We start from the raw sequence: 26888 nt of genomic DNA on the forward strand, positions 1-26888 counted from the left end.
CGATTATTAGCGAGTCCAGACCCAGTTGTCCAGGCTGATGGGATCGACACCGTTTTCCTTGATGTAGTTTCTATGTTCGACAAGGCGCTGCAGCATATCTGTGGTGATGGTGACATGTTGTGTCTCATCGATAACACCTTGTTGGAACAGCTTGTAGGCCATGTCGATAACGAGATGGTAACGCGAGGTTCCGTTTCTGACACCCATATCGAATGGCGTTGTGGTCGATCCTTCCTCTTCATAACCCTTGATTCTGAATCTGTTATTGCCTTTATAATCGAATACCAGTTTCTTGATGGTGTTCGGGTAGCCATGGTAGTTAAAGATAACGCCCTTATCGGCAGTGAAGACTTCATCCATCAACCAGGGCTTGCTCTGGAAGTCTAAGCTACCAAGACCGCTGCTGGTGAGTTCGGTAACACTGACGAAACGGATACGAACACGAGGGAGTATCTCTCTGATTAATACCAGAGATGCCATCGCTTCCTGAGTCACGTAATCACCACAACCAACCAGAACCACATCTGGGTTTTCATCGGAAGCGAAGTCCCAAACCATGACACCGTCTTTGACCTGTGCACGTGCTTCATCGAGTGATAGCCATTGTGGCAAGTCTTTCTTGCCGGCAACTATGATGTTTAACTTATCACGATCCGCGAAGGCACGCTCGGTGTAAACCAGAGTGGTGTTACCATCTGCAGGCAGATAGGCTGAGATGATCTTCGGGTGCTTCTCAAGCATGGCGCCCAAGAATGATGGGTTCTGATGCGAGTAACCGTTGTGATCTTGGCGTTCTAGCAGCGAAGATAGTACCACGTTGCATGCCGGTACTGGCTTGCGGAAGTGAACGCCTTGGCTGGCATAGACATACTTACAGTATTGGTCAGCCATCGAGGAGATAACTTGTGAGAATGCCTCATAAGTAGGGAACATGGCGTGACGACCCGTCACTGTGTAACCATGCATCATACCGAAGAGCAAGTTCTCGGATAATAGCTCGATGACGCGGCCGTCACGGGCCATGTCGGTATCCCACTCTTCGATGGGCCACTGCCATGATCTGTTAGTCTCTTCGAATACGGCTTGAAGCTGGTTCGAGTAAGTTTCATCAGGGCTAAAGATACGCAGGTTGCGTTGATCGCGGTTGAGTTTCATCGCATCACGCATCCACTCACCCATCTTGTACATGGAGTGACCACGTGTACCACGAGGTGTTTCTGGACCGTAGGCTAGTTTAGATAGGTCAGGGTTAGTCAGTGCGCGAACCACCTCACCACCGTAGCTTAAGTGTTGCTGACCACAAGTTAACTGCTTAGGTGGAAGTAGGCTCTGGATCTCTTCATCGAAGATGAGCTCGCCTTTATCGTTAATCGAATAAAGTTCACTGAACTTATAACTGCCTAACCAAGTGTTGAGCGCGTCTAAGTGACCCTTATCGGTAGCACACTTATTGACGATTACCTGATGAGATTCGCAGTTACCTTCAAGCTTCTTGCCGTCGTACTGCGCAGTACCAGTCCAACCTTTAGCGGTACGCATCAAGATGACAGGCCAGCGTGGCTTAACAACATCTTCACCGCTGCGCGCGCGTTTCTGAATGTCGGTGATCATCTCATATGACTTATCCATGGCGTTAATCATCTGCACATAGACGTCTTCTTCATTTTGGTCATCGACTATGATAGGGAAATAACCCAGGCCACGGAATTCGAGATCTAATTCTTCGTGGCTCATACGGCCCATACGAGTGGGACCAGAAATCTTGTAACCGTTGATATGAACTATGGGTAGCACCGCACCGTTAGTGGCAGGGTCTACTAAACGGTTGGCATACCAAGAAGCGGCAAGAGGGCCTGTTTCTGACTCGCCATCGCCAATCAGACATGCCGCAATAAGGTCGGGATTATCTAATACAGCACCCCAGGCAACTGAAAGTGAATAACCTAGTTCGCCACCTTCAAGGATTTGTCCAGGTGCTTCCGGGTTAGCGTGTGAAGGGTAACCATAAGCTGCTGAAAACTTCTGACAGATATCTGTGATACCTTCTTCACTGTATGGAATGGTTTCAGGGTAATAATGACTAAGAGAACCTTCCATGAATAGGTTAGCTTGTACTGCAGGGAAACCGTGACCTGGGCCTACAAGGTAGACGAATGAGCGATTATTCTTAACGATAAGACGGTTGATGTTAGCGTAAACAAAGTTGATCCCTGGGCAAGTGCCCCAGTGACCTAATAGTCTAGGCTTGATATCTGTGTGTTCGAGTGCACGCTTATGCAGTACGTTTTTCTTAAGATAAATTTGCGATGTCGCTAGAAAGTTTGTCGCTCTGACAAATTTCTTTAATGCGCCGATCTCTTGCTGTTGTGACATAAATAACCCCATTTATAGTAAGCAAAAATTGAATCAAAGCTTATGCAAGCCACTATATTTGTAATTTTATTACAAGAATGTGTCCTACATCTTATTTTTGTAAAGTCATAATATTTCAATTTTATTGCGATGTTCAGGTGAAAAACTTGTGTAATCAGTTGTTAGCCTAACTTAAATTCGTTTTTACGTGTGATAGTCGTGTTATGCAAATGATTAATTGTGACCTAGATCACGCGAGATACTTTTGATGGTATGCTATTTTGCCGCAACGAAAATTGGTGAACGTGATGTAATAAATTCACGAAAGCAAAATTTTAAAAGAAAATTACCAGTTTTTATCGAATAGTTGGAAGAAAACTAAAACACGTTAGTCTCGGAGCTGGTTGCATAAGCTGCAGTGATTATCATGGGGATAGAGTAAGAAATATGTTTGAATCATTAATTAGCGCTATTGAATCTGTAGTGAATGCCATTAATGGCATGTTATGGGGCCGCGTGCTTATATACGTACTGGTCGCTGCGGGTGTATTTTTTACACTTCGTCTGAGTTTTATTCAGTTTCGTTTATTTGGCCATGGTGCCAAGCTGGTCATGCGGGGCCGTGAAAAGGTCGATGGGATTTCGTCATTTCAGGTATTCTGTACCTCGATGGCTGCTCGTGTCGGTACAGGAAATATGGCCGGTGTTGCCATCGCCATTACAGTAGGTGGTGCGGGTGCTATTTTTTGGATGTGGTTAATTGCATTATTAGGCATGGCGACATCCTTCATTGAGTCAACCTTAGCTCAGGTCTATAAAGTTAGAGACAGCGAAGGCCAGTTTCGTGGTGGCCCTGCCTACTACATGGAAAAAGGCCTAGGTAAGCGTTGGATGGGCACCCTGTTCTCCATTTTGCTTATCATAGCTTTTGGCTTCGCTTTCAATGCGGCTCAAGCCAATACCATTACTGACGCACTCAATAATGCTTTCGGTTTCGATAAGACTATTGTTGGACTCGTCATCGTACTCGCCTCTGCCTATATTATCTGTGGTGGCCTTAAAAAGGTCGCTCGTGCTTCCGAGCTGATAGTGCCTGTAATGGCCGTGGCTTACTTAGCGATTGGCATGCTTGTTCTAGTACTGAATATTGAGCAAGTGCCCGCCGCACTTAGCCTAATTGTTAAGAGTGCGTTTGGTTGGGATGAGGCTGCTGGTGGCGCTATGGGCGCTATGATGGCAGGTATCGCTCGTGGTCTGTTTTCTAACGAAGCGGGCATGGGTAGCGCGGCTAATATTGCGGCTTCGGCTACGCCTAATCCAAACCATCCAGCTTCTCAAGGCTTTGTGCAGATGATAGGCGTTTTTGTCGATACGATTGTTATCTGTACCTCATCGGCTGCGATTATCTTACTATCTGGAGTGTTAGATAACCCAGGAGAACAGCAAGGAATTGGACTGTTACAGTTGGCTCTGTCTAATGAGCTAGGTGGCTGGTCTGCGTATTTCATCTCTTTTGCCATTCTGCTGTTCTGCTTCTCATCGATCATTGCCAACTACAGTTATGCGGAAAGTAACATCATGTTCTTAACTAAGAGTAAGAAGGTGTTGTTTATTTTCCGCGGCGCCGTGTTAGCCATGGTGATGGCGGGATCGGTTGCTTCATTGCAGTTAGTGTGGAACTTTGCCGATGTTTCTATGGGCTTGATGGCACTGGTTAACATCGCCGCCATTGTCATGTTATCTAAAGTTGCCTTTGCGGTAATTAAAGATTATGAGCGTCAGCTTAAAGCAGGCAAAACGCCGACATTCGATGCCAGTCAATTCCCGGAGATTAATGGCATAGAAAACAGTGAGTGGAGCGGTAAGAAAGCGGCTTTGTCAGAAGCATAAATCATTTAAGCTCATTGATTCGATAGACTGAATTAGCACAATCTAAAAAACCACGCTATTAGCGTGGTTTTTTATGTGTGCATCAGTATGATGGCAAGCATAAGAGTTCAATAAGGATCGGCTATGTTAGTTTTAATTTCACCAGCTAAAACATTAGACTATAAGAACCCCTCAGGGACGGCTGAATATACCTTGCCTAAGCTTGTCGACTTCAGCGTTCAGTTAATCGAGGAGTGCCGTAAATTGACGCCAGCAGAAATCGCATCCTTGATGAAGGTGAGCGATAAAATTGCCGGTTTGAATGCGGCTCGTTTCGGGACCTGGAGTCCAGAGTTTACTACCGAAAATGCCAAACAAGCCTTGTATGCATTTCGCGGTGATGTTTATACCGGCTTAGATGCTGACACCTTATCACCAAGCGGAATACAGGACGCTCAGAAACACCTGCGCATATTATCCGGACTCTATGGGCTACTTCGTCCGTTAGACCTGATGCAGCCCTATCGATTAGAGATGGGCACTCGCTTAGCGAATAAGCAAGGCACTAACCTGTATCAATTCTGGGGCAATACCATTACCGATGAGGTGAATCTAGCCCTGGAAGAGCAGGGAGACGACATCCTTGTCAATTTAGCCTCAAACGAATACTTCAAGGCGGTTAAGACCAAACTGGTGAAGGGCCGTATCATTACGCCAGCGTTTAAAGATCGAAAAAATGGTCAGTACAAGGTGATCAGTTTCTTCGTCAAGAAAGCCCGCGGCATGATGGTGCGCTATATCCTCGATAACAAGGTGAGTACCCTTGCTGAGTTGATCAAGTTTGACAGCGCGGGATATCATTACTGTGAAGCTGAATCGTCAGCTTTCGCACCGGTGTTTCTCCGTGAAGAACAGCTGTAGGCAAGGCTTCGAATGAAGCTTGATTACATTTTTTGATTGGTTTCATTTAGCTAATGTGGTACTTGCCAGCTAGCAAGTTTCAAATAGCATTTTTAATGGTGTCGCTTATCTAGGTTGGTACTTGGTGGTTTGCTAAGTACCATGGCGTCATTGGTGTTTATTGCTTGCAGCAGGCTTAAGTGCAAACACTTCTGTGACACGGCGCAAGTATGTCCCTATAGCCTCTGCGACATCATCCCTGATGCCGAAGGTCACAGCCGCGTTCACACCAGCTATGGCTTCGAAAAGGTGCTTCTTCGATTTTAATTTTACTGGCATTCAGCTCACTTTTGGACAAAAGCGTGCTAGATTATTTGCTCTAATGCGGGTGACTCAGATGAGAAAAAGTATCTTGGTTTTATTCGAGACCCCTAATTCGCTCTGACCCCTTTATCCAGGATTATGTTTGTTTATCGAAAATTCTTTCTGATACTATTAATGTAACTTAAATCAGTAGGGCACTGATTTGATGGCATTATTAAGCTTTTTACGACAAATACTAAGCCAGCGCCAGCGACACCTGCTATTAAAGGAGACATTCCAATAAATGCGGAAACACCTGCGCTTCCTAAACCCGCGCCAACAATACCTGAAAAATCAGCATTAATTACATTTTTTAAATGAGTTGTAATTCGTTTTATACCAGACTCATTTAAAGTTTTATCAATATCTTTCAAAGCCAATTCGACACGAGCCATTTGAGCATTTCTGCACGCGGTACATCTCTTGAACTCAATATTTTTTCATTGACCTCATCCATATGACAACGGAATGCGGTGAGTTCATCTTGATTTTTTCTAAATGCTGCTTCTTGAGCCTGAATGAAGAATTCACCACGACCCGAGCTTATTGTTCCTTGGAAACGAACATGAGTACGTTTTAGTTTGCCTGACTGTTCTAGATAATCAATTTCAGGCGAAGAAACATGAATTAGCATATTTGAGGGGTAATCAATTTCGTCCCAATACATAAGGTATTTTCGCAACTCTATCGGATCAGGATCTCCGCCACAACTAACTTCCCCTGTATAAATAGGCTTGAAAGGCGGAGATACTACTATTCCCTTTTTATTCATATTGACTTCAGATTTAGAGTGCTAGACATAATGACTCCCCACGAGGTGCTAGTCTCCAAGTCCGTGGGTTAGTCCAAAATAGTTAAATTGTGCACCAGAGCCATACAATATTGTAACTGGAGGCTAGGGTGAGAAAATATAGCATAATTTTCATAGGCTTAGATACTCATAAAGAATTTATTGAAGTCGCCTATGCTGAAGACGGTCGAGAAAATAGTCCAGTACACTTAGGACGAGTTCCCAATACGGATATAGGGGGCGGAGCGAATAAGGTAAAAACTGCTTCAAGCTTCATTCGGAACTAGCACGTTTTGGCTGTTACGTATTTAGCTACTAAACCAAGAAATCCTAAATCGAAGAGACAAATAACCAGGTGTAGATGCGGCTGCGGACTTCGGTTTCAGGGTGAGGTTTCACTAAGTGAAACGCTTCGAACGAGAGGCAGGGAGCCGAACTGGCTGTTAAACATGGATGTTGTTTGAAACCGCAGAGCCCACATGGAAGACTCTTATGAAATCAAGAGGCGGCGTTTCGCTGAAGTATCTGCACATAAGGTCGTTCACTCACATCTGACCCATAGGGATATGAGAAATGTCTTGGGATGTAGGGAACATCTCTGACCATGTGATCACGACATTTGTGCATCCCTGCACGGCACCCGCTGCAGGCGATAGATAACCATGAAGATTAAACTTTCAATAAACCAGCCAACACCAAAACCGCCAAATGAAGCAAATTAAAATGTAATCAAGCTTCATTTTAAGCAAAAAGGCCACTGTTACGATAAATAGTGGCCTAGTAGATTACCAATAGAAGGCTGAATCGAGCCAAGGCAAAAAACAGCTGAACCGCTAAACAGCTCTTTAGCGACTCCTATTTAGCTGCCAAAGGGCGTAACTCGATTTCCGATTGGGCCATCAGATACGCAAACTGAGCGTAGGCTGCCACGTTTTGCTGCAGTGCGGCTGGATCTATCTTATCTAAGGTGTCGTTGGGTGCGTGGTGATAATCGAAGTAATCACGGCCATCTTGTCTTAATGATGCCACAGGTACACCTTGCTTTGGCAACATAGAGACATCAGGGCCGCCTGAGGCCATATTGCTGCCCATTACAACACCATTCTGAATCATGGGTGTACTGAGAGTTTGTAATGCCGTGAAGGCCTTGTCATTGACTCTGTAATCGATCTGATAGATGCGACCAGTACCGAAATCAGCTTCGGCAGCGATGTAATGTTTGGCTAGCTCGTCTTGGTGTGCCTTAGCGTAAGCTTTACCACCGATCAGGCCTACTTCTTCGGCGGCATAGAGTACGACTCTAACCGTACGTGCTGGCTTGACTGCTAAATCTTGAATGAGCTTAGCCGCCGATGTGACGATGGCCACGCCAGCGCCATCATCGATGGCGCCAGTACCTTCATCCCATGAGTCTAAATGAGCACTTATGAGTACTATCTCATCTGGCTTGCTGCTGCCGGTGACTTCGGCGATGACATTGTATGAGGTCGCGTAGCCTAAACGCTGGGGAGACATGAACAGGTCCAGCACCACATTAGGGTCACGTTTGAGCATTAACTTGATCAGATCGGCATCCGGGTTAGACATAGCCGCCGCTGGGATCTTAGTCACACCTTCTTTGTAGCGCATCATACCTGTGTGAGCCATGCGGTCATGATCTGTCCCTATGGAGCGGATCACGATAGCTAATGCGCCTTTCTCCGCTGCCGTGATGGCGCCGCGAGAACGGCCACCTACGGTTTTCCCATAACCTTTGCCTGTGATATGGCGTTCGGTGATGTGGTCGATAAAGACTATCTTGCCTTCGACTTCTGCTTTAGAGGCCAGTTTCAATGCCGCTAAACTATCGAATCGGGCGATGGAGGCCTGTATTCCGGTTTTTGGCGTCGCAATACTGCCGCCAAGAGCGGTTATCACGATAGGCTGACTGTAGGGGAATAGGATTTTCGCTTTCGCTTCCCCTCGACTCCAGACCGGAACTTGAACCGCTTCTTTATAGACTCTGTCGAATCCCAGGCTATTGAGCTTGTCCTGCGCCCATTGAACGGCAATCAGGTCTTTTTCACTGCCGGCCAATCTGGGGCCGACTTCTACCGTGAGGGATTCGACCAACTCATATGCCAAATTTGAACTCAAGGCTTCTTGCTGCAATTGCTGAGGTATTAAGATAGCGGATTTTTCTGCTGGCGTGTGCTGACAACCAATAAGGCTGCCAAAGAGGAGTCCAATGACCAAGGTACGGGGTGTGTTTTTCATAAGTTTCCTTTGTTTTTATTACTCATGTCCCATTTTTGAAAACAATCTAGCAAAAAGTGTGCTTTATGTCCCGACTATATCTGTAAGGCAAGGCTATATTAGCCTAGGGGATTGTTTTAGGAGAAATTGCTCGTAATGAATATTGAATTAATGCAGCAAAGGACAGACCAAGCCGTTGTGATGTTGAAGGCTTTGGCAAACGAACGTCGTCTCTTTATCCTATGCTATCTTCTTAGTGAAGGAGAGATGTGTGTTGGTGAGATGAATAAAAAACTGGGTTTGAGTCAATCGGCTCTGTCTCAGCATCTAGCCTGGTTACGAAAAGATAATTTAGTTGAGACTCGTAAGGAAGCTCAAACGGTATTTTACTCCTTGAAGAGTAAAGAAGTATCGGAGATTATTAAGTTGCTGAACAACATGTACTGTCATTAAAAACAGTGAAGTAAATCAAATTGGCAGAGCCTGAAGGCTCTGCTTTTTTATGCCTGAAATTTAGTGGAATGGGTATTAACAAATTTCAGGCATAAAAAAATCGACCAAGGCCGATTTTTTTAAGCATAAACTTAAAGATTAAGCAGCAAGTGCTTTGATCTTAGTGTTTAGGCGAGACTTCTGACGAGCAGCTTTATTCTTGTGAATAATGCCTTTAGTCGCCATACGGTCAACAATGGGTTGTGCAACATTAAATGCTTCAGTAGCCGCTTTGTGATCGCCAGCTTTAATTGCTGCGATAACTTTCTTTACGTATGAACGTAACATAGAACGACGACTAGCGTTATGCTGACGACGTTTTTCAGATTGAAGCGCGCGCTTCTTTGCAGACTTGCTATTAGCCAAGGTGCAACTCCTAAATAGGGTTAGATATTTTAAAGGTCGGGAATATGCCTCTTTTTTGTCACTTTGTCAATGACAATGATTGAATCTTTATCTTAAAGATAAATTAATCCAACCAGACTTGGCTATCTTCAACCTAACTCGTGTAATATGGTGCGTAATTCTAGCAGTAATTGTTAGCCAGTGACAGGGGGAAAATCAATTCTTGAGACTACTCGCCTGAAATGTATCGTTCAGATCAGGGGGTTTTTTGAGTAAAGCTTTATTTAAGTCAGGCATGATAGTGAGTGCTATGACGTTGATTTCTCGAGTGTTGGGTTTAGTCAGAGATGTGGTTATCGCCAATCTTATGGGTGCTGGAAGCAGCGCTGATGTTTTTTTCTTCGCTAATAAAATTCCAAATTTTCTAAGACGTCTGTTCGCAGAAGGTGCTTTTGCTCAGGCATTCGTTCCTGTTTTAACTGAATATCAACAGAAACAGACTTCCGAGGAGATTAGAGAACTACTGTCTAAGGTCGCGGGGACATTAGGCGTTATCATTACTGTGGTGACGCTAGTCGGTGTTATCGCTTCCCCGGTATTAACGGCGCTTTTCGGTGGTGGCTGGTTTCTCGCGTGGGTAAATGGGGAACCTGATGGCGCTAAATTTGAGTTAGCATCCTTGATGTTGAAGATAACCTTCCCCTATCTGTGGTTTATTACCTTTACCGCCCTTGCTGGCTCTATTTTAAACAGCCGGGGGCGATTTGCCGTGTCGGCATTTACGCCGGTATTTTTAAATATAGCCATTATCGGTGCCGCTATCTTTCTCGCGCCCCGTATGGAACAGGCCGAGATTGGACTGGCTATTGGTGTGTTTTTTGGTGGTTTAATTCAGTTTTTGTTTCAAATACCTTTCCTCTTAAAAGAGAAAGCCTTAGTTAAACCCACCTGGGGCTGGAAACACCCAGGTGTGACTAAAATTCGTACCTTGATGATACCTGCACTCTTTGGTGTGTCTGTCTCGCAGATAAACTTGCTATTAGATACTTTCATTGCCAGCTTTCTGATGACGGGCTCTATCAGTTATCTTTATTATGCCGATCGCTTGCTCGAGTTTCCCCTGGGTTTGTTTGGTATCGCAATCGCAACGGTTATTTTGCCTGCTCTATCTAGGAAGCATATCAATGCCGAAGGCAAGGGGTTTGAGTCCACCATGGATTGGGGAGTGAAAGCCATCTTATTGCTGGGGATGCCCGCCATGTGTGGTTTGATTGTACTGGCTAAACCCATGTTGATGGTGCTGTTTATGCGTGGCGAATTTACTCTGCATCATGTGGAAATGGCGTCATATAGCTTAGTGGCTTACGGCTGTGGCTTACTGAGCTTCATGTTGATTAAGGTGTTGGCGCCTGGTTACTATTCGAGACAAGACACTAGGACACCGGTACGCTATGGCATCATAGCTATGGTCAGCAATATGGTGTTTAACCTGATACTTGCTTTTCCCTTTGGTTATGTCGGTCTAGCCATGGCAACTTCGATGTCAGCATTACTCAATGCGGGTCTACTTTATCGTGGCCTGCATAAGGCCGGTGTCTATAGAGTGAGTAGGCAAACTGGTTTTTTCTTTATCAAGGCGCTGTTGTCTTGTGGTGTCATGGTCGGTTTACTGCTGTACTTCCTGCCATCCCAAGAGGTGTGGCTAGGACAGGTGTTCCATGAACGAGCCTCGACCTTGCTCATGCTAATTGCAGCAGGTGGAGCGAGCTACCTTATCACCTTGGTGATTCTTGGAGTCAAGCCATGGGAAATAAAAACAGGCCTGTAACTATTTGAATTTATGCCTGATGTTGAGTTGTGAGAGCCGTTACATGTCTGCTTAATTTGGGCGGCATTTTACTGTTTGATTGTTTATTAAAACCGACAGCAATTATCCTTGGGAAAGATCCTTGCTGATTATCCTCGTCAGCTGGTATATAATCCGCCCATTCACACTCAGGCCTGCTAGTTATATAATGTAATGGAACTAATCCGCGGTATACACAATATTTTACCTGCACATCACGGTTGTGTTCTCACTATCGGCAATTTTGATGGAGTTCATCGAGGCCATGCTGAGGTTATCGCTAAGCTAGTCAAGAAGGCGAGACAGTTAAATGTTCCTGCAACCTTGATGATATTTGAGCCTCAGCCGCAAGAGATGTTTAGAGGTGATAGTGCACCAGCTAGGCTCAGCTCTCTCAGAGATAAAATAATTTTACTCGAAGAGCTGGGGATCGACAGGTTAGTATGCATTAACTTCAATGCTAAGTTTGCAGATCTATCGGCGCAGGACTTTATCGACAAATTATTGGTTGAGTCTCTTGGGGTTAAATACCTGGTCATAGGGGATGATTTTTGCTTTGGTAAACAGCGCAAAGGTAACTTTGAGATGCTTCAGTCGGCAGGAAAAAAACACCAATTTGCCGTGGTGAGTACTCAAAGTTTCGCTTTAGGTGACAAACGAGTCAGTTCGACCGAGATTAGAAATCAGTTGGCTAAAGGCAACTTGGAACAAGCAAGGCGTCTACTCGGCCATCCTTTTATCTTGTGTGGTAAAGTTTCCCATGGGGAGAAAATAGGCAGAACTTTAGGCTTTCCTACTGCCAATATAGCGCTTAAACGTCAAGTTTCTCCAGTTAGGGGAGTGTTTGCCGTTAAGATGTATTGGGATGGCAGTGATATTTATGATGGCGTGGCCAATGTGGGTTTTAGACCGACAGTAAATGGTCAGGTTTGTCTGTTAGAAGTGCACCTGTTTGATTTCGATGATGATCTTTATGGTCGAACCGTCGAGGTCGAGTTGGTTGCTAAGATTCGAGATGAAAAGCCATTCAAATCATTGGATGCGCTGAAAAAACAAATTAACAATGACGCTGACAAAGCCAAGGCTCTGCTTGGCAATGATGCAGGCTAAACTGCTTGGCTAAATTAATGGTATAGGATCAATGAGCGACTATAAATCTACTTTGAATTTGCCGGAAACTGAGTTTCCGATGCGTGGTAATCTGGCTAATCGTGAGCCGGAAATGTTAAAATCCTGGGCAGCAGACGGGCTGTATCAAAAGATCCGTGATAGCCGTAAAGGCCGTACACCATTTATTTTGCATGATGGTCCTCCTTATGCCAACGGCGATATTCATATCGGTCATTCAGTTAATAAGATCCTCAAAGATATTATTGTAAAATCTAAGACGCTGTCTGGTTTCGACGCTCCTTATATTCCAGGTTGGGATTGTCACGGTCTACCTATCGAACTCAAGGTTGAGCAGCAAATCGGCAAGCCAGGTCATAAGGTTACCGCGGCCGAGTTTCGTGAAAAATGTCGTGAATATGCGGCTAAGCAAGTCGATGGCCAACGTGAAGGCTTTATCCGTCTCGGTGTATTTGCCGATTGGTATAAACCTTACCTAACCATGGATTTCGGTACCGAAGCCAACATAGTGCGCTCACTGTCTAAGGTGATCGAGAGTGGTCACTTGCATAAAGGTGTCAAGCCTGTGCATTGGTGTACCGATTGTGGCTCGGCACTGGCTGAAGCTGAAGTCGAATATGAAGATAAGAAGTCTCCTGCTATCGATGTTGCTTTTGTAGCAACAGATAAGGCGGCACTGCTGGCTAAGTTTGCTGACGTAGAGATTGAAGCCGATGTCTCTATGGTTATCTGGACCACGACTCCTTGGACCTTACCGGCAAACCGCGCACTGGCAATCGCGGCGGATCTGGATTACTCGCTGGTTGAGTTTGTTAAGGATGATGCTACCAGAGTCGTTATCTTAGCCGAGGCACTGGTCGAGTCTTGTATGCAGCGTTATGGGGTCGATTCTCATAAGGTACTTGCTCAGGTGAAAGGTCAGGAACTTGAGTTGTTACGCTTCGATCACCCTTTCTATGGCTTCGATGTGCCAGTCATCTTGGCCGATCATGTCACTGTCGACTCAGGTACGGGTATTGTTCATACCGCACCGGGCCACGGTCAAGACGATTTCATTATTGGCCTGAAATATGGTTTAGAAGTGGCCAATCCCGTCGGTGATAATGGTGTTTATAAGTCAGACACCGAATTTTTTGCCGGACAGCATGTTTTTAAAGCTAATGCGAATGTGGTGACTCTTCTTGATGAGAAGGGCGCCTTAATCAAGCACGAGACTATTCTTCACAGCTACCCTCATTGCTGGAGACACAAGACGCCTATTATCTTTAGAGCCACACCTCAGTGGTTTATCTCTATGGACAAAAAGGGCCTGAGAAAACAAGCGTTGGGCGAGATAAAGAAGACTAAGTGGATCCCTGATTGGGGCCAGAGCCGAATCGAGAAAATGGTGGAGAACCGTCCAGACTGGTGTATTTCGCGTCAGCGTACCTGGGGCGTGCCTATTACCTTGTTTGTTCATCGTGAAACCGAAGAATTGCATCCTGATAGCATCTCCTTGATGGAGCGCGTGGCTAACAAGATCGAACAGAAGGGCATCCAAGCCTGGTGGGATCTTGATATCGCAGAACTCTTGGGTGATGAAGCAGATCAATACCGTAAGGTGACCGACACCTTAGATGTCTGGTTTGACTCAGGTTCATCATTTTCATCGGTCGTTGCTGCTCGCCCTGAATATCAGGGACACGGCATAGATCTTTATCTGGAAGGCAGCGATCAGCATCGTGGCTGGTTTATGTCATCTTTGATGATATCGACCGCGATGAATGGCAAAGCGCCCTATAAGCAAGTGCTTACTCATGGATTTGTCGTCGACGGTAAAGGCCGTAAGATGTCGAAGTCTGTGGGCAATGTGATTGCTCCGCAAACCATCACCAATAAGCTAGGTGCAGATATTTTACGCCTCTGGGTTGCTGGCACTGATTATAGCGGTGAAATGACGGTTTCTGATGAGATCCTCAAGCGTAGCGCCGATTCCTATCGCCGAATTCGTAACACTACACGTTTCTTGCTGGCTAACATCAATGGTTTTGACCCAGTAAAAGACGCGGTAGCCATTGACGATATGGTCGCCCTGGATCGTTGGGTAGTACGTCGTGCTGCTGTTTTGCAAGAAGAGATATTAGAAGCTTACGAGCAGTATAACTTCCACACAGTGACCCAGAAGCTAGTGCAGTTCTGTTCAGTTGAGCTAGGCAGTTTCTATCTCGATATCATCAAGGATAGACAGTACACGGCTAAAGGCGATAGTCATGCTCGTCGTAGTTGCCAGACTGCACTTTATTTGATTTCTGAAGCTATGGTACGTTGGATCGCACCTATTTTATCTTTCACCGCAGATGAGATCTGGAAGCTACTTCCTGGTGAGCGAGATGCTTATGTCTTTACTCAAGAGTGGTTCCAAGGGCTAGAGTCGGTAACATTAGAGTCAGACCTTAGTGATGAATTCTGGGAGCAATTGGTTAGCGTTCGCGGTGAAGTCAACAAGGTTATCGAGCAAGCCAGACGTGAAAAGCAGATCGGTGGTTCACTGGAAGCTGAGATCACCCTATATGCCGATGATGAGTTAGCTAAGATACTAAACAGTTTGGGCGATGAACTCAGATTTGTACTCTTGACGTCGAAGACGCGAGTGCTTGCTTTATCAGCAGCGCCAAGTGATGCGATTGAAACTGAGCTTGCATCGCTTAAGCTTGGCTGGTTGAAGTCAGAGTCTGCAAAATGTGAGCGTTGCTGGCATCATAGAGAAGATGTTGGTCAGATTGAAGCACATCCAACTCTGTGTACCCGTTGTGTCACCAACATCGAAGGCGAGGGTGAAGTTCGTCAGTTTGCCTAACTTGCGCGCATTGAGCCTGATAAATTTGTCAGGCTCAATACCTTGATGGACTGCGGCTTGAGTATTTCAGCTGCTATAGATTTTTGAACTATGGAAAGTGACGCTGCTATGCGTCATTTTTTTTAAGAGGAAGGCCCTATGCCAACTAATTGGAAAGAGAGCGGTATACGCTGGTACTGGGTGGTTGTACTGGTATTTATTGCCGATCAAGTCTCTAAACAATGGGTCTTAGCTAACTTTGACCTTTATGAGTCTGTAACGCTACTGCCGATTTTTAATTTTACCTATGTGCGTAATTACGGAGCAGCATTCAGTTTCTTGAGTGATGCAGGTGGTTGGCAGAAATGGTTATTTACCTTTATCGCGGTGGGCTTTAGCGTCTTGCTGACGTTCTGGTTGAGAAAACAGCCAGCGCAGATGTGGCGACTCAATCTTGCCTATACTTTAGTTATCGCTGGTGCCTTAGGCAATCTTATCGATCGCCTGCAACATGGGTACGTGGTCGACTTCTTGGATTTTTATTGGAATAAGAGTCACTTTCCTGCGTTCAATATTGCAGATTCTGCAATTTGTGTCGGAGCTGCACTTATTATTGTGGACTCATTTATCTCAGATCGCCTCGAGAAACAGAAAAAAGCGCAAGATGAAAAAAGTGCTGCAAAGGAGTAATTGAATTGACTGATGTACGTTCTATTTTATGTCATATGAATATCGTGCTTGAAGATGGCTCTACCGCCGATAGCACCAAGGCTTCGGGTAAACCCGCTAGGCTTAATATCGGTGACGAAAGTTTAAGCCCGGCTTTTGAGGCACAGATAAACTCTCTGGAAGAAGGTGACAGCCATAGCTTTACCCTAAAAGCTGTCGATGCCTTTGGCGAGGCTAATCCAGATGCGATTCATTATATGGATAGAAGTAAGTTTCCCGGAGATATGGAACTCGAGCCAGGCGTTATTGTCAGTTTCGCTGGCCCGGGTGGCAGTGAGATCCCTGGCATCGTTCGTGAAGTTGCCGGTGATTCGGTGACGGTCGATCTTAATCATCCTTTAGCGGGTCAGGTACTTACGTTTGAGCTTGAAGTGATACAGGTACTTTAGTGTATGAATAAACCCAATAGTCTACAGATCAAGCTTGCTAATCCCAGAGGCTTCTGTGCCGGTGTCGATAGAGCCATCAGCATAGTCGAGCGTGCGCTTGAGCTATTTTCTCCACCTATCTATGTGCGCCATGAAGTGGTGCATAACCGATATGTGGTCGAGAACCTTAAAGATCGTGGCGCCGTATTTGTCGAAGAGTTAGATCAGGTTCCCGATGACAGTATCGTCATCTTTAGCGCACACGGTGTATCTCAGGCTGTGAGAGCCGAGGCTAAGCGTCGCGGCCTTAAGGTGTTCGATGCGACATGCCCATTGGTGACTAAGGTGCACCTTCAAGTGACTCGTGCTAGCCGTAAAGGGATCGAGTGTATCCTTATCGGACATGCCGGACACCCAGAAGTTGAAGGCACCATGGGTCAGTATGATAACCCTGAAGGAGGCGTTTTACTGGTCGAGTCTCCAGAAGATGTCGAGTCTCTTGTGGTTAAAAATGCAGAAAATCTGTGTTTTGTCACTCAGACTACCTTGTCTATGGATGATACCGTAGATATCATAGCAGCGCTGCAGAAACGCTTCCCAGCTATCGAAGGGCCGCGTAAAGATGATATCTGTTATGCCACACAAAATAGGCAGGATGCGGTGCGTAACGTAGCCGATGATGTGGATCTGTTTATTGTTGTGGGGTCACAAAACAGCTCTAACTCGAATCGTCTAAGAGAGCTGGCTGAGAAGTGTGGCACTGAGGCCCATCTGGTTGACAATGCAGATGATATAAATTCGGCTTGGTTCACTAATGTGACTAAAGTGGCAGTCACTGCTGGGGCATCGGCGCCAGAAGTACTGGTTCAGCAAGTTATCGATGCTATTGCCGAGTTAGCACCTAGCGTTATCACTGAAGTCGAAGGCCGAAAAGAAGATACCGTCTTTGCCGTGCCAGCTGAGCTGAGATAGCTTAATCTAATCATACTTAGAGCTCTTACAAAGGAGGCCACTGGCCTCCTTTGTAAGTTTGTATGTTTTTAAACAGAAAGCGTAACCGTCCGAGCAAAGCTTGATTGGCTTCGTCAGTATCGTCTTTTTAAAGCAGGTATTCCTCGGCATGACACTATTGCCCGTGTTATCTGCCGATTAAAAGCGGATGAAATAGAGAAAGCTTTTCAAGCTTGGATTTATTCTCTCCTAGAAGGTACTGGTTGCGATGTCATTGCCATTGACGGCAAAACTGCACTTCATACTGTGAGCGCCTGGAGTTGTCAGCATCATCACGCTCGATGCTATGGGATGTCAAAAAGAGATAGCAAAGCTAATCGTTAAGCAAAAGGCTGATTATATTCTAGCGCTTAAAGGTCATCATTCTGGTCTACAGGGCGAATTGAAACAAGACGTTGTCAGCAAGTGCTGGTTAGTAAAAGTTGGTTAAATAATAAATATCAGTGGGTTGGCTTAAAAAGCATTATCAAAGTGACATCAGACGGACATGAAAAAACGACAGGTAAAGAGACCACTGAAACACGTTGGTACATTAGCTCATTAGATTTAAATGCAGAGCAGGCGTTATCTTCTGTGCGAAATCACTGGCAAGTAGAAAGTATGCATTGGGTGTTAGAGATGACATTCAGAGAAGATGGATCACGGTTCCGTAAAGGCCGAGGTCCGCTTGCTTTTAATGTGATGAGAAAAATAGCAATGACCTTGTTCAAGTAAGACCAGACAAAACGCGCGAGTATAGTGGCTAAAAAGAAGATGGCAGGGTTGGACGACGAGTATCGCTCAACCCTGTTAGAGTCAGGGATTAAAATGTGAGCTGTTTAATGAAGCTGAAGTGGCTCTGGATGAACCCGTTGCACTCACGATTGAAGATAACTAGCTTGTTACTGCTAAAAAGCGGGCTAAGCATCAGCCGTTACCTAGAAGACAGTCGACTCAACATAGACAACAACCGTGCTGAACGCGCAGTAAAACCGTTTGTGATAGGGCGTAAAAACTGGCTGTTCAATCAAAATCATCGCGGGGCTAAGGCCAGTGCCATTTTTGTACAGCATTATAGAAACCGCCAAAGCGAATGGACTAATTACCGTTCGATTACATCGAACACTGCTTAGAGCTGCTATCTTCCCCTCACTGCGATCTCAATAGCCTATTACCCTGGCGCGTTAATCCAGGCAAGGCGTAGTTCGCCGGACGCTGATAGAAAGTGACATTTTTTCATTGATCACATTGTTATATTCTTAATATTAGACTACGCAGCATTTAACCTATATGATGTCTTTATTACATAAAATTCAGATTATTAACAGGATAGCGCCTTATTTATCGTCAAAAACGTGACAAATAGGGGAGAGTTGACGCACATGAAAGATAAACAAAGGGGCTTCTCCTTAATCGAAGTTATGGTCTCTCTGGTGATACTGGTTGTTGGCTTGATCGGTATTTTTAATCTGCATATTGTCGCTAAGAGGGGCAGCTTTGAATCATATCAGCAAACTTTAGCTTCTTATTACGCTGTGGATATGATTAACCGGATGAGGCTAAACCGTACTCAAATAGCTGGCTATGCTGGTTCTTATGCCGGCTCTCTCACTGCGCCTGCTAAGTCTTGTGATCTCGCTGTTGGTGGCAATGCTGTCTGTACTAACAATGAAACTAGGTTATGGGACCTGTTCCAATGGGAACAATCGATGAACGGTGCAGGTGAGATTAGGGGCGAACTTACCACCGGTGGTCTCGACGCTCCTACAGCTTGTATTCAGGTATCCGGTACTGGAGACGTATTGGTTGTAGTGACTTGGAGAGGTCTGAGACCGTTGTCGGATGGCGCCGCTAATGCCAACTCTTTCGTCAAGTCATGTGGTACGACTAGTAAGCGAAGACGGATATATTCAATTAATACGGTGATCATCTAGTCATGGACAAATTTATCAAAATGCATGGGCAGAAGGGATTATCTCTAGTCGAACTGATGGTTGCCATGGTCATTTCTCTTTTTCTGAGTGCTGGTGTTTTCGCTATGTTCAGTATGTCAGCGACCAATGTCACAACGACCAGCCATTTTAATCAGCTGCAGGAAAATGGTCGTATTGCGCTCGCCTTGATGGAACGAGATGTTAGCCAACTCGGTTTTATGGCTGATATGACGGGAGAACCACTAAGTCTTGGGGTCAACACTCGAATTACTGCCGCGGCAATACCTGCTGGTAATGACTGTGTCGGTGCTGGGGCTAATAATGCGAGTTTACCTAACAATACCGCAGCAAACTTTCGTCGTATCTGGGGCTACGAGCAGGGGGGGACCGAGTCCTTAGCCTGTTTATCCAATGTTATAACTGGTACTGACGTATTACAAATAAAACGACTGTCAGGCCCATCGGTAGTCAATCCCAATGAACAGACTAGTTATTATTTAGGTGCTAATCAAAATGAAGCTGTGATTTTCAGCGGTAACCAAGTCACTCCCGTGATTGCTAATGGGCGCTATTGGAAGTATCTACACCACGTATATTACATTCAAGAGGATAACGGTGTCCCTCAACTCCGAAGGCGTGTGCTTAAGACCGGGGGGATGAACACGACTGCAAGTGTTGAGCAACTCGTTGACGGTGTCGAGAATATGCGGATTCTATATGGATTCGATACTAACAGTGATCGCAGCGCCGACAGTTTTATGCCTGCGGAAAATGTGTCTTCTCTGATGTGGGATGGTGCTCCGCTTCAACGTCTGGTAGCAGTCAGGATTTTCTTGTTGCTGAGGACTATCGAACAAGACCCTAGTTATACCAATAAAGCCAATTATCGACTAGGTGATAAAATAATAGAGGTGGATGACCACTTTAGAAGAAAGGTAGTGTCTACCACAGTCGTACTTGAAAACCCTATAATTATAGGTGGTAGGACCAGACAATGAAAAAGCAAAAAGGAATGATACTGTTTTTCTCTTTGATATTTTTAATGATCATGACTGTGATAGGTGTCGCTTTAGCGGTTAATTCTTCACAGTCTATGAAGATGGCTGGTGCTGGTTCAGACCGTATAGCAGCCATGACCTCGGCTCAAGGTGCTCAAGAAAGAGCTATTTTTCAGAGTCAAGGTGTTAGCTTAGATCATCTGAAGCAGACTCTAGTCGTTGAAAATAATTCACTAGGTGTAACCAGTGTTTTTACGCCTCAAGCCAGTTCATCTAAGAAGTGCCAGAGGAGTAATAAACCTAACCCAAAGATCGGTTGTACAAAATTAGAGGTATCGAGTACCGCTGTTTTTGGACGTAAGGGCTTAGGTCTGTTAACGGTTGTCACAGGAATTGAACAAGAGTTTATAGATTTATGAATCAGAATAAGCAAGAAATGAGGGGAACTATGGGAGTTATTAGGTGCTTATGTGCAGTTGTCATCGCCATTAGCTTGGTTTCTGTGGCAAGCTTTGCAGACGATACCGAGCTTTATGTTTTTGAATCTTCGGCACGCTCCGGGAATCGACCTCAAGTGCTTATCATATTTGATAATTCTGGCAGTATGAGCACACAAGAGTATACCGATGAATTCTATGATAGAGGCGAGCCACTTAATGGCTCGACTAAAATTTTTTATAGCAAGGGAGGAGCTGGGGTTCCCGAGTCGACTAGTAACAACTTTATAAAGAATAAATTAAATGGCTGTAAACTATCTAAGATCTACCTTAAAAACTACGGCTTCTTCACCGGTTTCGTTCGTGAATACACCTTCAAAGGTGAAAACGGCACCTGGTCAGAGCTGCCAGATGAGTTAACGAGTAATGTTGCCTATACCGATTGCTTCGAAGATTTTGAAGACGCTTCAGAGTTGAGGTTCCAAAATGGTAACCATATTGCGCGTGGGTTTCCGGTTGACAGTATAGGTACTAGTTCATCACCTGTCCCTTATACCTATATCACTAGTAGCGCATCCAGTGGCGATAGAGCAGCCGCTCTGGATAAAGCCTTCTTGACCAATTTTGGTCTTGGAAAGTCTGTGACTCTCTATACCGAGAGGTACGTTAACTGGTATCACGGTAGAAAGCCAAAGGAATGGAAGACGCGTATGGAAATCGCCAAACGTGTCATGGAAGATGTGGTTGTTACCACACCGAGTGTAGACTTTGGCTTGGCAGTGTTTAACTATAATACCTCTAACTACAATACCACTTACCGTAATGACGGCGGGCGGATTATCTCAGGTATCCAGCGACTCAATGCGATAGAGAAAAAGTCTTTGGTACAAACGATTAATAATCTTAGTGCCGAAACTTGGACACCCTTGTGTGAGACCTTGTATGAGGCCTATCTTTACTTTGGCGCCAAGGCTCCCTTGTATGCATTAGAGGCTGGTATTGCCAGTCCACCTCGAGATACCTCTATCGAACGCGAGGGGAAGTATCTGTCACCCTTCAAAGAGTCCCAATGTTCCAATCGCTCTTATATCGTCTACATCACAGACGGGGCGCCAACCAATGATTCGGCTGCGAATTATACAGTGAGTCAGTTACCTGGATACGATAAAAATAATATCGTCAACGGCAGCTACCTTCCAGCATTGACCAGTATCATGAACAATGAAGATATCAATACCAAGCTGGCTGGTGATCAATTTGTGTCGACATTTACCATAGGATTCAGTGATGGGGCCACAAGTGCTGCGCCAATTTTGAAAAAAGCGGCTGAACTTGGAGGGGGTGATTATTACGCCGCTAAAGATGCGATTAAACTGCAATCGGCATTATCTGATATCTTTTCACAAATTTTAGAGGTGAATGCCAGTTTTACTTCGCCCTCAATCGCGAGCAATAACTTCGATAGGACGCAAACTTTTGATGCGGTCTATTACGCCATGTTCCTGCCTAGTAAAGGGCCGCGCTGGATGGGGAATATCAAGAAGTTTAGAGTGACAGGCAGTGGCGATATCGTCGATAAAAATGGCAAGATTGCGATTGGTTCAGATGGTAACCTCAAGCCTGAAGCTTGCTCTTATTGGACTCCCAATTCTATCTGCTCAGGTGGCAATGGAGATGGCAATGATGTTAGAAAAGGAGGAGTGGCTCATACTCTACGCCACGCATCTTACAGGACGTTATACGGTAACTTCGGTCGTGGTGGGTCGTTACAGACTTTCTCTAAGGTAAATGCCTCTTCTGCCGCCGGAGGCGAGGATAAGTTGGCGGAATATATGGGGGTGACTAAGAGTGAGCTAGATACTGTCTTCAAGTGGGCCGCAGGAATGGATGTCGATGATGATGATGGTGATGGTAGCACAAGGGATATTCGAGAGGACATCTTAGGCGATTCACTTCACTCAAAGCCTCTGGCAATTAATTTTGGGACAGCTTCGGCACCGGACGTCAGGTTAATCGTGGGAACCAACCAAGGTTTTCTGCATATGTTCAAAGATGAACAAGATACGGTGTCTGAATCATGGGCGTTTATGCCCTACGAGCTACTGCCGAATTTGATCGAGTTAAAAGCAAATACCCCAACCGGTGTCCATTCTGTATACGGGATGGATAGTTCACCCGTGGCCTATGTTAAATCGGGCTTAGGCGGAGTAGAAAAAGTGTGGTTATTTACCGGTATGCGCCGTGGTGGTAAATCATACTATGCATTGGATATCACCAATCCCGACTCCCCGAGATATATGTGGAAAATAGATTCAACAAGCGAAGGCATGAGTGAGCTGGGACAGACTTGGTCTAAGCCTGTCATCACCACCATACCGGGATGGCCCCTTGGGAATACCAGCCCAGAATCGGCATCTCCTGTGCTTATCTTCGGTGCTGGTTATACGCCCTCGGCTAAAGACCCCGCTGCGGTTGGCACTGCCGATCCTCAGGGGCGAGGCGTGTTTATTGTAGATGCGGAAACCGGGGTGTTGGTGCATTCATTTGGGCCGGCATCTGGTGGTAAAGCAACCCAAATGCCAGGTATTACCGACAGCATCCCGAACTCTGTCGCTGTGCTCGACTCCAATGGTGATGGACTGACAGACCGTATCTATGCGACCGATTCGGGGGCAAACGTCTGGCGTATAGACCTCCCAGGTGCAAACCCTAAAGACTCAGTAAAACCTTGGACAGCATTTAAATTTGCAGACTTGGGAGGAGGGACCTTAACGACGGATAGGCGCTTCTTCGCAGAACCCATGGTAGCTCAAACCTTATTCACCAATATGTCTAGAGTCGATGTCACAGTAAACGGAGAGACAAGCAGTACGATTAGCTATCAAGATGTACCTTATGATGCGGTTGTTATTGGAACAGGTCATCGCCCCCACCCATCGGATACGTCTCGCTCGGATATGTTTTTCACACTACAAGACAGAAATGTGATGTCTCGGTCTTTTAATGGGGGCGAAGGCAATGAAATTCCGAGTCCTTTGACCTTGTCTAACTTATATAATGTCTCATCTTCTGCGCCTAGCAATGAAGCTGATAATCTGGCTTTTGGATTAAAGCGTGGCTGGTATTACAATTATTCAAGCTTAGGTGAGAAGACTCTTTCTGGCGCTACAATTATTGAAGGACGGGTATTTTTTACCTCCTATGTACCAGGAGATAGTTCTGACTCTAACCAATGTTTGATTGCTGGTGTCGGGCGTCTTTATGGTTTCGATCTACATAAGGGCACCCGTTCTTACACTCATGAGTATATTGAGATGGGTGAGAGGGTTCCCGATACGCCTCAGCTAGTTGTTCCACCTAATGGAGTTGACCCCAGTTATATGTATCTGATTGGTATAGGCAAAGCTGGTAAAGACATGGTTAAAACTGACAGTTCTGATGATGGTTGTCCGCCAGGTGATGACAAGTGCGTCGGTGGCGCTGTTGGCGTGAATCGTATCTATTACCATATAAATGAGTGAGAAAAATGAGAAAAACGCACGGGTTTAGTTTAATTGAGCTGATGATAGCTGTGGCTATAATGGGGATTTTAGCGGCTGTTATCTATCCTTCATATACAGATTATGTTGCCAAAGGTGCACGAGCCGATGGGTTGGCGGCTTTGTTGAGAGTCGCAAATCTGCAGGAGCAGTTTTATCTGGACAATAAGCAATATGCTACCGATATGAATCTGCTGGGACTAGGTGCAGACCCATTTGTCTCAGATAACGGTATGTACAGTATCGATTCAACGGGTACTGCAAGTTTTACCGCGGTGGCTACGGCACAGGGAGTGCAGGCAAGTAGAGACAGTGACTGTGCAAGCATTCAGATCACAGATATTGGTGAGAAAACTCCAGGGAGTTGCTGGAAATGATGAAACTGAAATTGCTTTCATATGTATCTTTGCTGGCTTTGGTCTATTCGGCTTCAACTTGGGCTGATGATGCAGCACCTAACAAACTGGAATATAAGTGTTATCTGAATACTACACTTGGTTATAAAATTGCGTTCTATAAGTGGGACGTTAAGAATAAACAAAGAAATATTGCTCGTTTGCCCGCAAAAAAGGTGCCGTATAGCAGCCCAGGAAAGAGGGCATACATAAAAGAAGTAGAGGAGTGCGTCGAATTGGATGCAACCTTTAGCAATGGCCTAGCTCGGAGCCTGGATGAAATAACGGCTAGGTAAGTCGAGCCAGCAAAATCGGAATTTCGATAATCCATCGAGTAAAAAGAGGCCTTAAGCCTCTTTTTTATTGCCTGAATATTGTACTTCTACCGCCTGGGCGTTGCTCTTCTGTCGTTTGAATGTTGTGCTTATGTTGCTCAGCTGTTGCACCTTGTCTAGTTAAAACTATTTTTAGACGCTAAGGTTATTAACACTGCCTCACACTCGGGTCCCTTTAAACTATGATTAAACTATCTGGGTGCTATTAAGGTAAGCGTCCGGCGAACTACGCCTTGCCGAGTTTGACGCGCTAGGGCAAGAGGCTGCTGAGGTCGCAGTTTGGGTGAGAGAGTTATTCTAGGCACCGTTCGATATAATCGAACGGTGTTAAGCCATTCGCTTTGGCGGTTTCTATTATGCTGTACAAAATGGCACTGGCCTCGGCACCGCGGTGATTGTGATTGAACAACCAGTTTTTACGCCCTATCACAAACGGTTTTACTGCGCGTTCGGCGCGATTATTGTCAATGTTGAGTCGACCATCTTCTAGGTAACGGCTGAGCTTTGGCCATTGATTGATAGTGTAATGGATGGCTCGACCCAAGGCACTTTGCTTCGACACTTGTTGCACCGATTTATCCAGCCATTGCTTCAATGTCGCCAGTTGGGCGCTTGAGTGTGTACGCCTAAAATACAGCCGTTCTTTAACTTTGAATTTACGCCGCGCATGTGCCCAACAACCCACAAGTTTGTCATTGGCCCGTTGGTAAGCTGCATAGCCATCGACCTGTAAAGAGCCATTAAACACGGTGTGCTCAGTGGCAAGAAAACCACTCACGCAAGTGCTCGCGCGGCTACCATCTTGATAGTCGTACAGAACGATGCTGTTTACACCTTTATATCTAGGCTCGATACTCGGCCTATCCGCACCTGAGCAATAGACCCACATGTAGGATTTCACCCGTTCATCGTTAATCACTTTGAGCGTGGTCTCATCGGCGTGCAGTACACCTTGCGTTAATAAATGTTGGTGCAGCAAATCATATAAGGGTTTAAACAAGGCGGCTGATTTCATCATCCAGTCTGACATCGTTTGACGACTTAATTCGATACCGTACTGTTTAAATAAAGTTTCTTGTCGATAAAGCGGTAAGGCGTACTGATATTTACTGGTGATGAGCTGGCTCAATAGGCTTGGCGTGGCAAAACCTTTTGGAATTGGACTGGCAGGCACGGGGGCTTGTTTGATGTTAGCTTGCGTCCCTTTAGTGTCGCAATGCTTGCAGCTGTATTTTAACCTAACATGCTCAATGACACTGATTTGTGCGGGAACAAACTTAAGTTTCTCGCTGCTATCTTGCCCCATCAAGGTCAACTGATGATGTGGCCTAATAGATCTGGACACCTTTTTGTGTGTTTAAATAACCACTTAAATAAGGTGTAAATATGAAAAGAAGAAATGCCTATCCACGAGAGTTCAGACTTGAAGCATCTCAGTTGGTATTGGACAAAGATTATTCGGTTGCAGAAGCGGCTCAATCATTAGGAGTCAGCCATAGCGCTGTTAGGAAGTGGGTCAAACAGCTGAAAGAGGAGCGTCAGGGGCAAACACCAAGAGGCTCGGCATTAACCTTAGAGCAGCAGAGGATTAAAGAATTAGAAAATAAAGTCAAACAGTTAGAAGAGCATAATACAATATTAAAAAAGGCTACCGCTCTCTTAATGTCGGACTCCATCAATCTTTTGAAATAGTTGATGGCTTAAGGGAACTGCATAGCATGGTATCACTTTGTGATATTTTCACCCTTGAAAGAAGCCGCTATTACTACTGGCTGAACGTTAAAGATAAGCCGATAGATTTAGATAAGGCGAGACAATTAGATATGGTCAAAGAATTTCATCAGGATCCGAGAGGCTCAGCAGGAGCAAGAGCCATTGCTGCAAAGCTGACGAAAAAGGGTGAAAAGGTAGGTCGATATAAGGCCGCGAGTCTGATGAAAGATGCTGGTGTTGAAAGCCGTCAACCAGGTCAACATAAGTATAAAGCGGCCCCTAAAGAGCATGTTGATATCCCCAATCATTTATCTC

At 45.3% G+C, this 26888-nt stretch carries 23 protein-coding genes and 3 pseudogenes; 19 read left to right on the forward strand and 7 right to left on the reverse strand.

Annotated elements, in window-relative coordinates:
- Positions 1-6: 6 nt before the first annotated feature.
- Entirely contained in the window at positions 7-2373 is a 2367-nt protein-coding gene (locus KT99_RS10270) for a phosphoketolase family protein (RefSeq protein WP_040571854.1), read from the reverse strand.
- A gap of 426 nt (positions 2374-2799) precedes the next feature.
- Between KT99_RS10270 and KT99_RS10275 the strand changes: the two genes are divergently transcribed.
- Both KT99_RS10275 and yaaA read left to right on the forward strand, forming a co-directional pair.
- Positions 2800-4242 (forward strand): alanine/glycine:cation symporter family protein, encoded by a 1443-nt coding sequence (locus KT99_RS10275; protein WP_005499687.1) that lies wholly within the window; start codon positions 2800-2802, stop codon positions 4240-4242.
- Positions 4243-4365: 123 nt separating this feature from the next.
- Positions 4366-5142: a peroxide stress protein YaaA gene (yaaA, locus tag KT99_RS10280; protein ID WP_005499688.1), complete on the forward strand. Its 777-nt coding sequence runs from the start codon at positions 4366-4368 to the stop codon at positions 5140-5142.
- Positions 5143-5289: 147 nt separating this feature from the next.
- Here yaaA and KT99_RS22300 read toward each other — a convergent pair whose 3' ends face one another.
- The 4 genes from KT99_RS22300 to KT99_RS10295 form a co-directional block, all read right to left on the reverse strand.
- Positions 5290-5460 carry a hypothetical protein gene (locus KT99_RS22300; protein WP_005499690.1) on the reverse strand — a complete coding sequence of 57 codons (171 nt, stop codon included), beginning with the start codon at positions 5458-5460 and terminating at the stop codon, positions 5290-5292.
- A gap of 131 nt (positions 5461-5591) precedes the next feature.
- Positions 5592-5879 carry a DUF6236 family protein gene (locus tag KT99_RS10285; protein ID WP_005499692.1) on the reverse strand — a complete coding sequence of 96 codons (288 nt, stop codon included), beginning with the start codon at positions 5877-5879 and terminating at the stop codon, positions 5592-5594.
- Positions 5855-6256, reverse strand: a complete 402-nt coding sequence (locus KT99_RS10290) for a hypothetical protein (RefSeq protein WP_005499694.1) — start codon at positions 6254-6256, stop codon at positions 5855-5857. Before KT99_RS10290 ends, KT99_RS10285 begins: the two co-directional genes overlap by 25 nt.
- 873 nt (positions 6257-7129) lie before the next feature.
- The gene (locus tag KT99_RS10295) at positions 7130-8530 is read right to left on the reverse strand and encodes a M20/M25/M40 family metallo-hydrolase (protein ID WP_005499696.1); all 1401 of its coding nucleotides are present in this window, start codon (positions 8528-8530) and stop codon (positions 7130-7132) included.
- Between the two features lie 135 nt (positions 8531-8665).
- On the opposite strand from KT99_RS10295, the gene KT99_RS10300 reads away from it, so the two are divergent.
- The gene (locus KT99_RS10300) at positions 8666-8962 is read left to right on the forward strand and encodes an ArsR/SmtB family transcription factor (protein ID WP_005499697.1); all 297 of its coding nucleotides are present in this window, start codon (positions 8666-8668) and stop codon (positions 8960-8962) included.
- Positions 8963-9100: 138 nt separating this feature from the next.
- On the opposite strand, the gene rpsT is transcribed toward KT99_RS10300, so the two are convergent.
- Positions 9101-9367 carry a 30S ribosomal protein S20 gene (rpsT, locus tag KT99_RS10305; protein ID WP_005499699.1) on the reverse strand — a complete coding sequence of 89 codons (267 nt, stop codon included), beginning with the start codon at positions 9365-9367 and terminating at the stop codon, positions 9101-9103.
- A gap of 247 nt (positions 9368-9614) precedes the next feature.
- On the opposite strand from rpsT, the gene murJ reads away from it, so the two are divergent.
- The 14 genes and pseudogenes from murJ (at position 9615) to KT99_RS10375 (ending at position 24821) form a co-directional block, all read left to right on the forward strand.
- The gene (gene murJ, locus KT99_RS10310; RefSeq protein WP_005499701.1) at positions 9615-11174 is read left to right on the forward strand and encodes a murein biosynthesis integral membrane protein MurJ; all 1560 of its coding nucleotides are present in this window, start codon (positions 9615-9617) and stop codon (positions 11172-11174) included.
- A gap of 192 nt (positions 11175-11366) precedes the next feature.
- Positions 11367-12302 (forward strand): bifunctional riboflavin kinase/FAD synthetase, encoded by a 936-nt coding sequence (ribF, locus tag KT99_RS10315; protein WP_005499703.1) that lies wholly within the window; start codon positions 11367-11369, stop codon positions 12300-12302.
- A 31-nt stretch (positions 12303-12333) separates the two neighbouring features.
- Positions 12334-15156: an isoleucine--tRNA ligase gene (gene ileS, locus KT99_RS10320; protein WP_005499704.1), complete on the forward strand. Its 2823-nt coding sequence runs from the start codon at positions 12334-12336 to the stop codon at positions 15154-15156.
- A 138-nt stretch (positions 15157-15294) separates the two neighbouring features.
- Positions 15295-15825, forward strand: coding sequence for a signal peptidase II (lspA, locus tag KT99_RS10325; RefSeq protein WP_005499712.1), 531 nt, complete (start codon positions 15295-15297; stop codon positions 15823-15825).
- A 5-nt stretch (positions 15826-15830) separates the two neighbouring features.
- A complete protein-coding gene (gene fkpB / locus KT99_RS10330) occupies positions 15831-16253 on the forward strand; it encodes an FKBP-type peptidyl-prolyl cis-trans isomerase (RefSeq protein WP_040571855.1) in 423 nt (140 codons plus the stop codon).
- Between the two features lie 3 nt (positions 16254-16256).
- The gene (gene ispH, locus KT99_RS10335) at positions 16257-17204 is read left to right on the forward strand and encodes a 4-hydroxy-3-methylbut-2-enyl diphosphate reductase (protein ID WP_005499716.1); all 948 of its coding nucleotides are present in this window, start codon (positions 16257-16259) and stop codon (positions 17202-17204) included.
- A gap of 96 nt (positions 17205-17300) precedes the next feature.
- Positions 17301-18056 (forward strand): annotated as a pseudogene (locus tag KT99_RS20780) (ISAs1 family transposase); the annotation flags it as partial.
- A gap of 98 nt (positions 18057-18154) precedes the next feature.
- Positions 18155-18426, forward strand: a pseudogene (locus tag KT99_RS10345) (IS66 family transposase); the annotation flags it as partial.
- Between the two features lie 178 nt (positions 18427-18604).
- Positions 18605-19156, forward strand: coding sequence for a type IV pilus modification protein PilV (pilV, locus tag KT99_RS10350; protein ID WP_005499722.1), 552 nt, complete (start codon positions 18605-18607; stop codon positions 19154-19156).
- A gap of 2 nt (positions 19157-19158) precedes the next feature.
- Positions 19159-20154 (forward strand): PilW family protein, encoded by a 996-nt coding sequence (locus tag KT99_RS10355; RefSeq protein ID WP_005499729.1) that lies wholly within the window; start codon positions 19159-19161, stop codon positions 20152-20154.
- Positions 20151-20573 carry a pilus assembly PilX family protein gene (locus KT99_RS10360; protein WP_005499730.1) on the forward strand — a complete coding sequence of 141 codons (423 nt, stop codon included), beginning with the start codon at positions 20151-20153 and terminating at the stop codon, positions 20571-20573. The genes KT99_RS10355 and KT99_RS10360 overlap by 4 nt, the downstream gene beginning before the upstream one ends.
- Before the next feature lie 29 nt (positions 20574-20602).
- Entirely contained in the window at positions 20603-24112 is a 3510-nt protein-coding gene (locus KT99_RS10365; RefSeq protein WP_040571860.1) for a pilus assembly protein, read from the forward strand.
- 5 nt (positions 24113-24117) lie between these two features.
- The gene (locus tag KT99_RS10370; RefSeq protein WP_005499732.1) at positions 24118-24507 is read left to right on the forward strand and encodes a type IV pilin protein; all 390 of its coding nucleotides are present in this window, start codon (positions 24118-24120) and stop codon (positions 24505-24507) included.
- Positions 24504-24821, forward strand: a complete 318-nt coding sequence (locus KT99_RS10375; protein WP_005499733.1) for a TapY2 family type IVa secretion system protein — start codon at positions 24504-24506, stop codon at positions 24819-24821. Before KT99_RS10370 ends, KT99_RS10375 begins: the two co-directional genes overlap by 4 nt.
- Before the next feature lie 331 nt (positions 24822-25152).
- Here the strand turns inward: KT99_RS10375 and tnpC are convergent.
- Positions 25153-26178: pseudogene (tnpC, locus tag KT99_RS10380) on the reverse strand (IS66 family transposase); the annotation flags it as partial.
- 68 nt (positions 26179-26246) lie between these two features.
- Between tnpC and KT99_RS10385 the strand changes: the two are divergent.
- Complete coding sequence (locus KT99_RS10385) at positions 26247-26552, forward strand: IS3 family transposase (protein ID WP_005499736.1); 306 nt, start codon at positions 26247-26249, stop codon at positions 26550-26552.
- 26 nt (positions 26553-26578) lie between these two features.
- The coding region (locus tag KT99_RS10390; protein ID WP_005499737.1) for an IS3 family transposase at positions 26579-26888 on the forward strand (310 nt) is incomplete at its 3' end.

It is taken from the genome of Shewanella benthica KT99, assembly GCF_000172075.1.
GTDB classification, from domain to species: domain Bacteria; phylum Pseudomonadota; class Gammaproteobacteria; order Enterobacterales; family Shewanellaceae; genus Shewanella; species Shewanella benthica_A.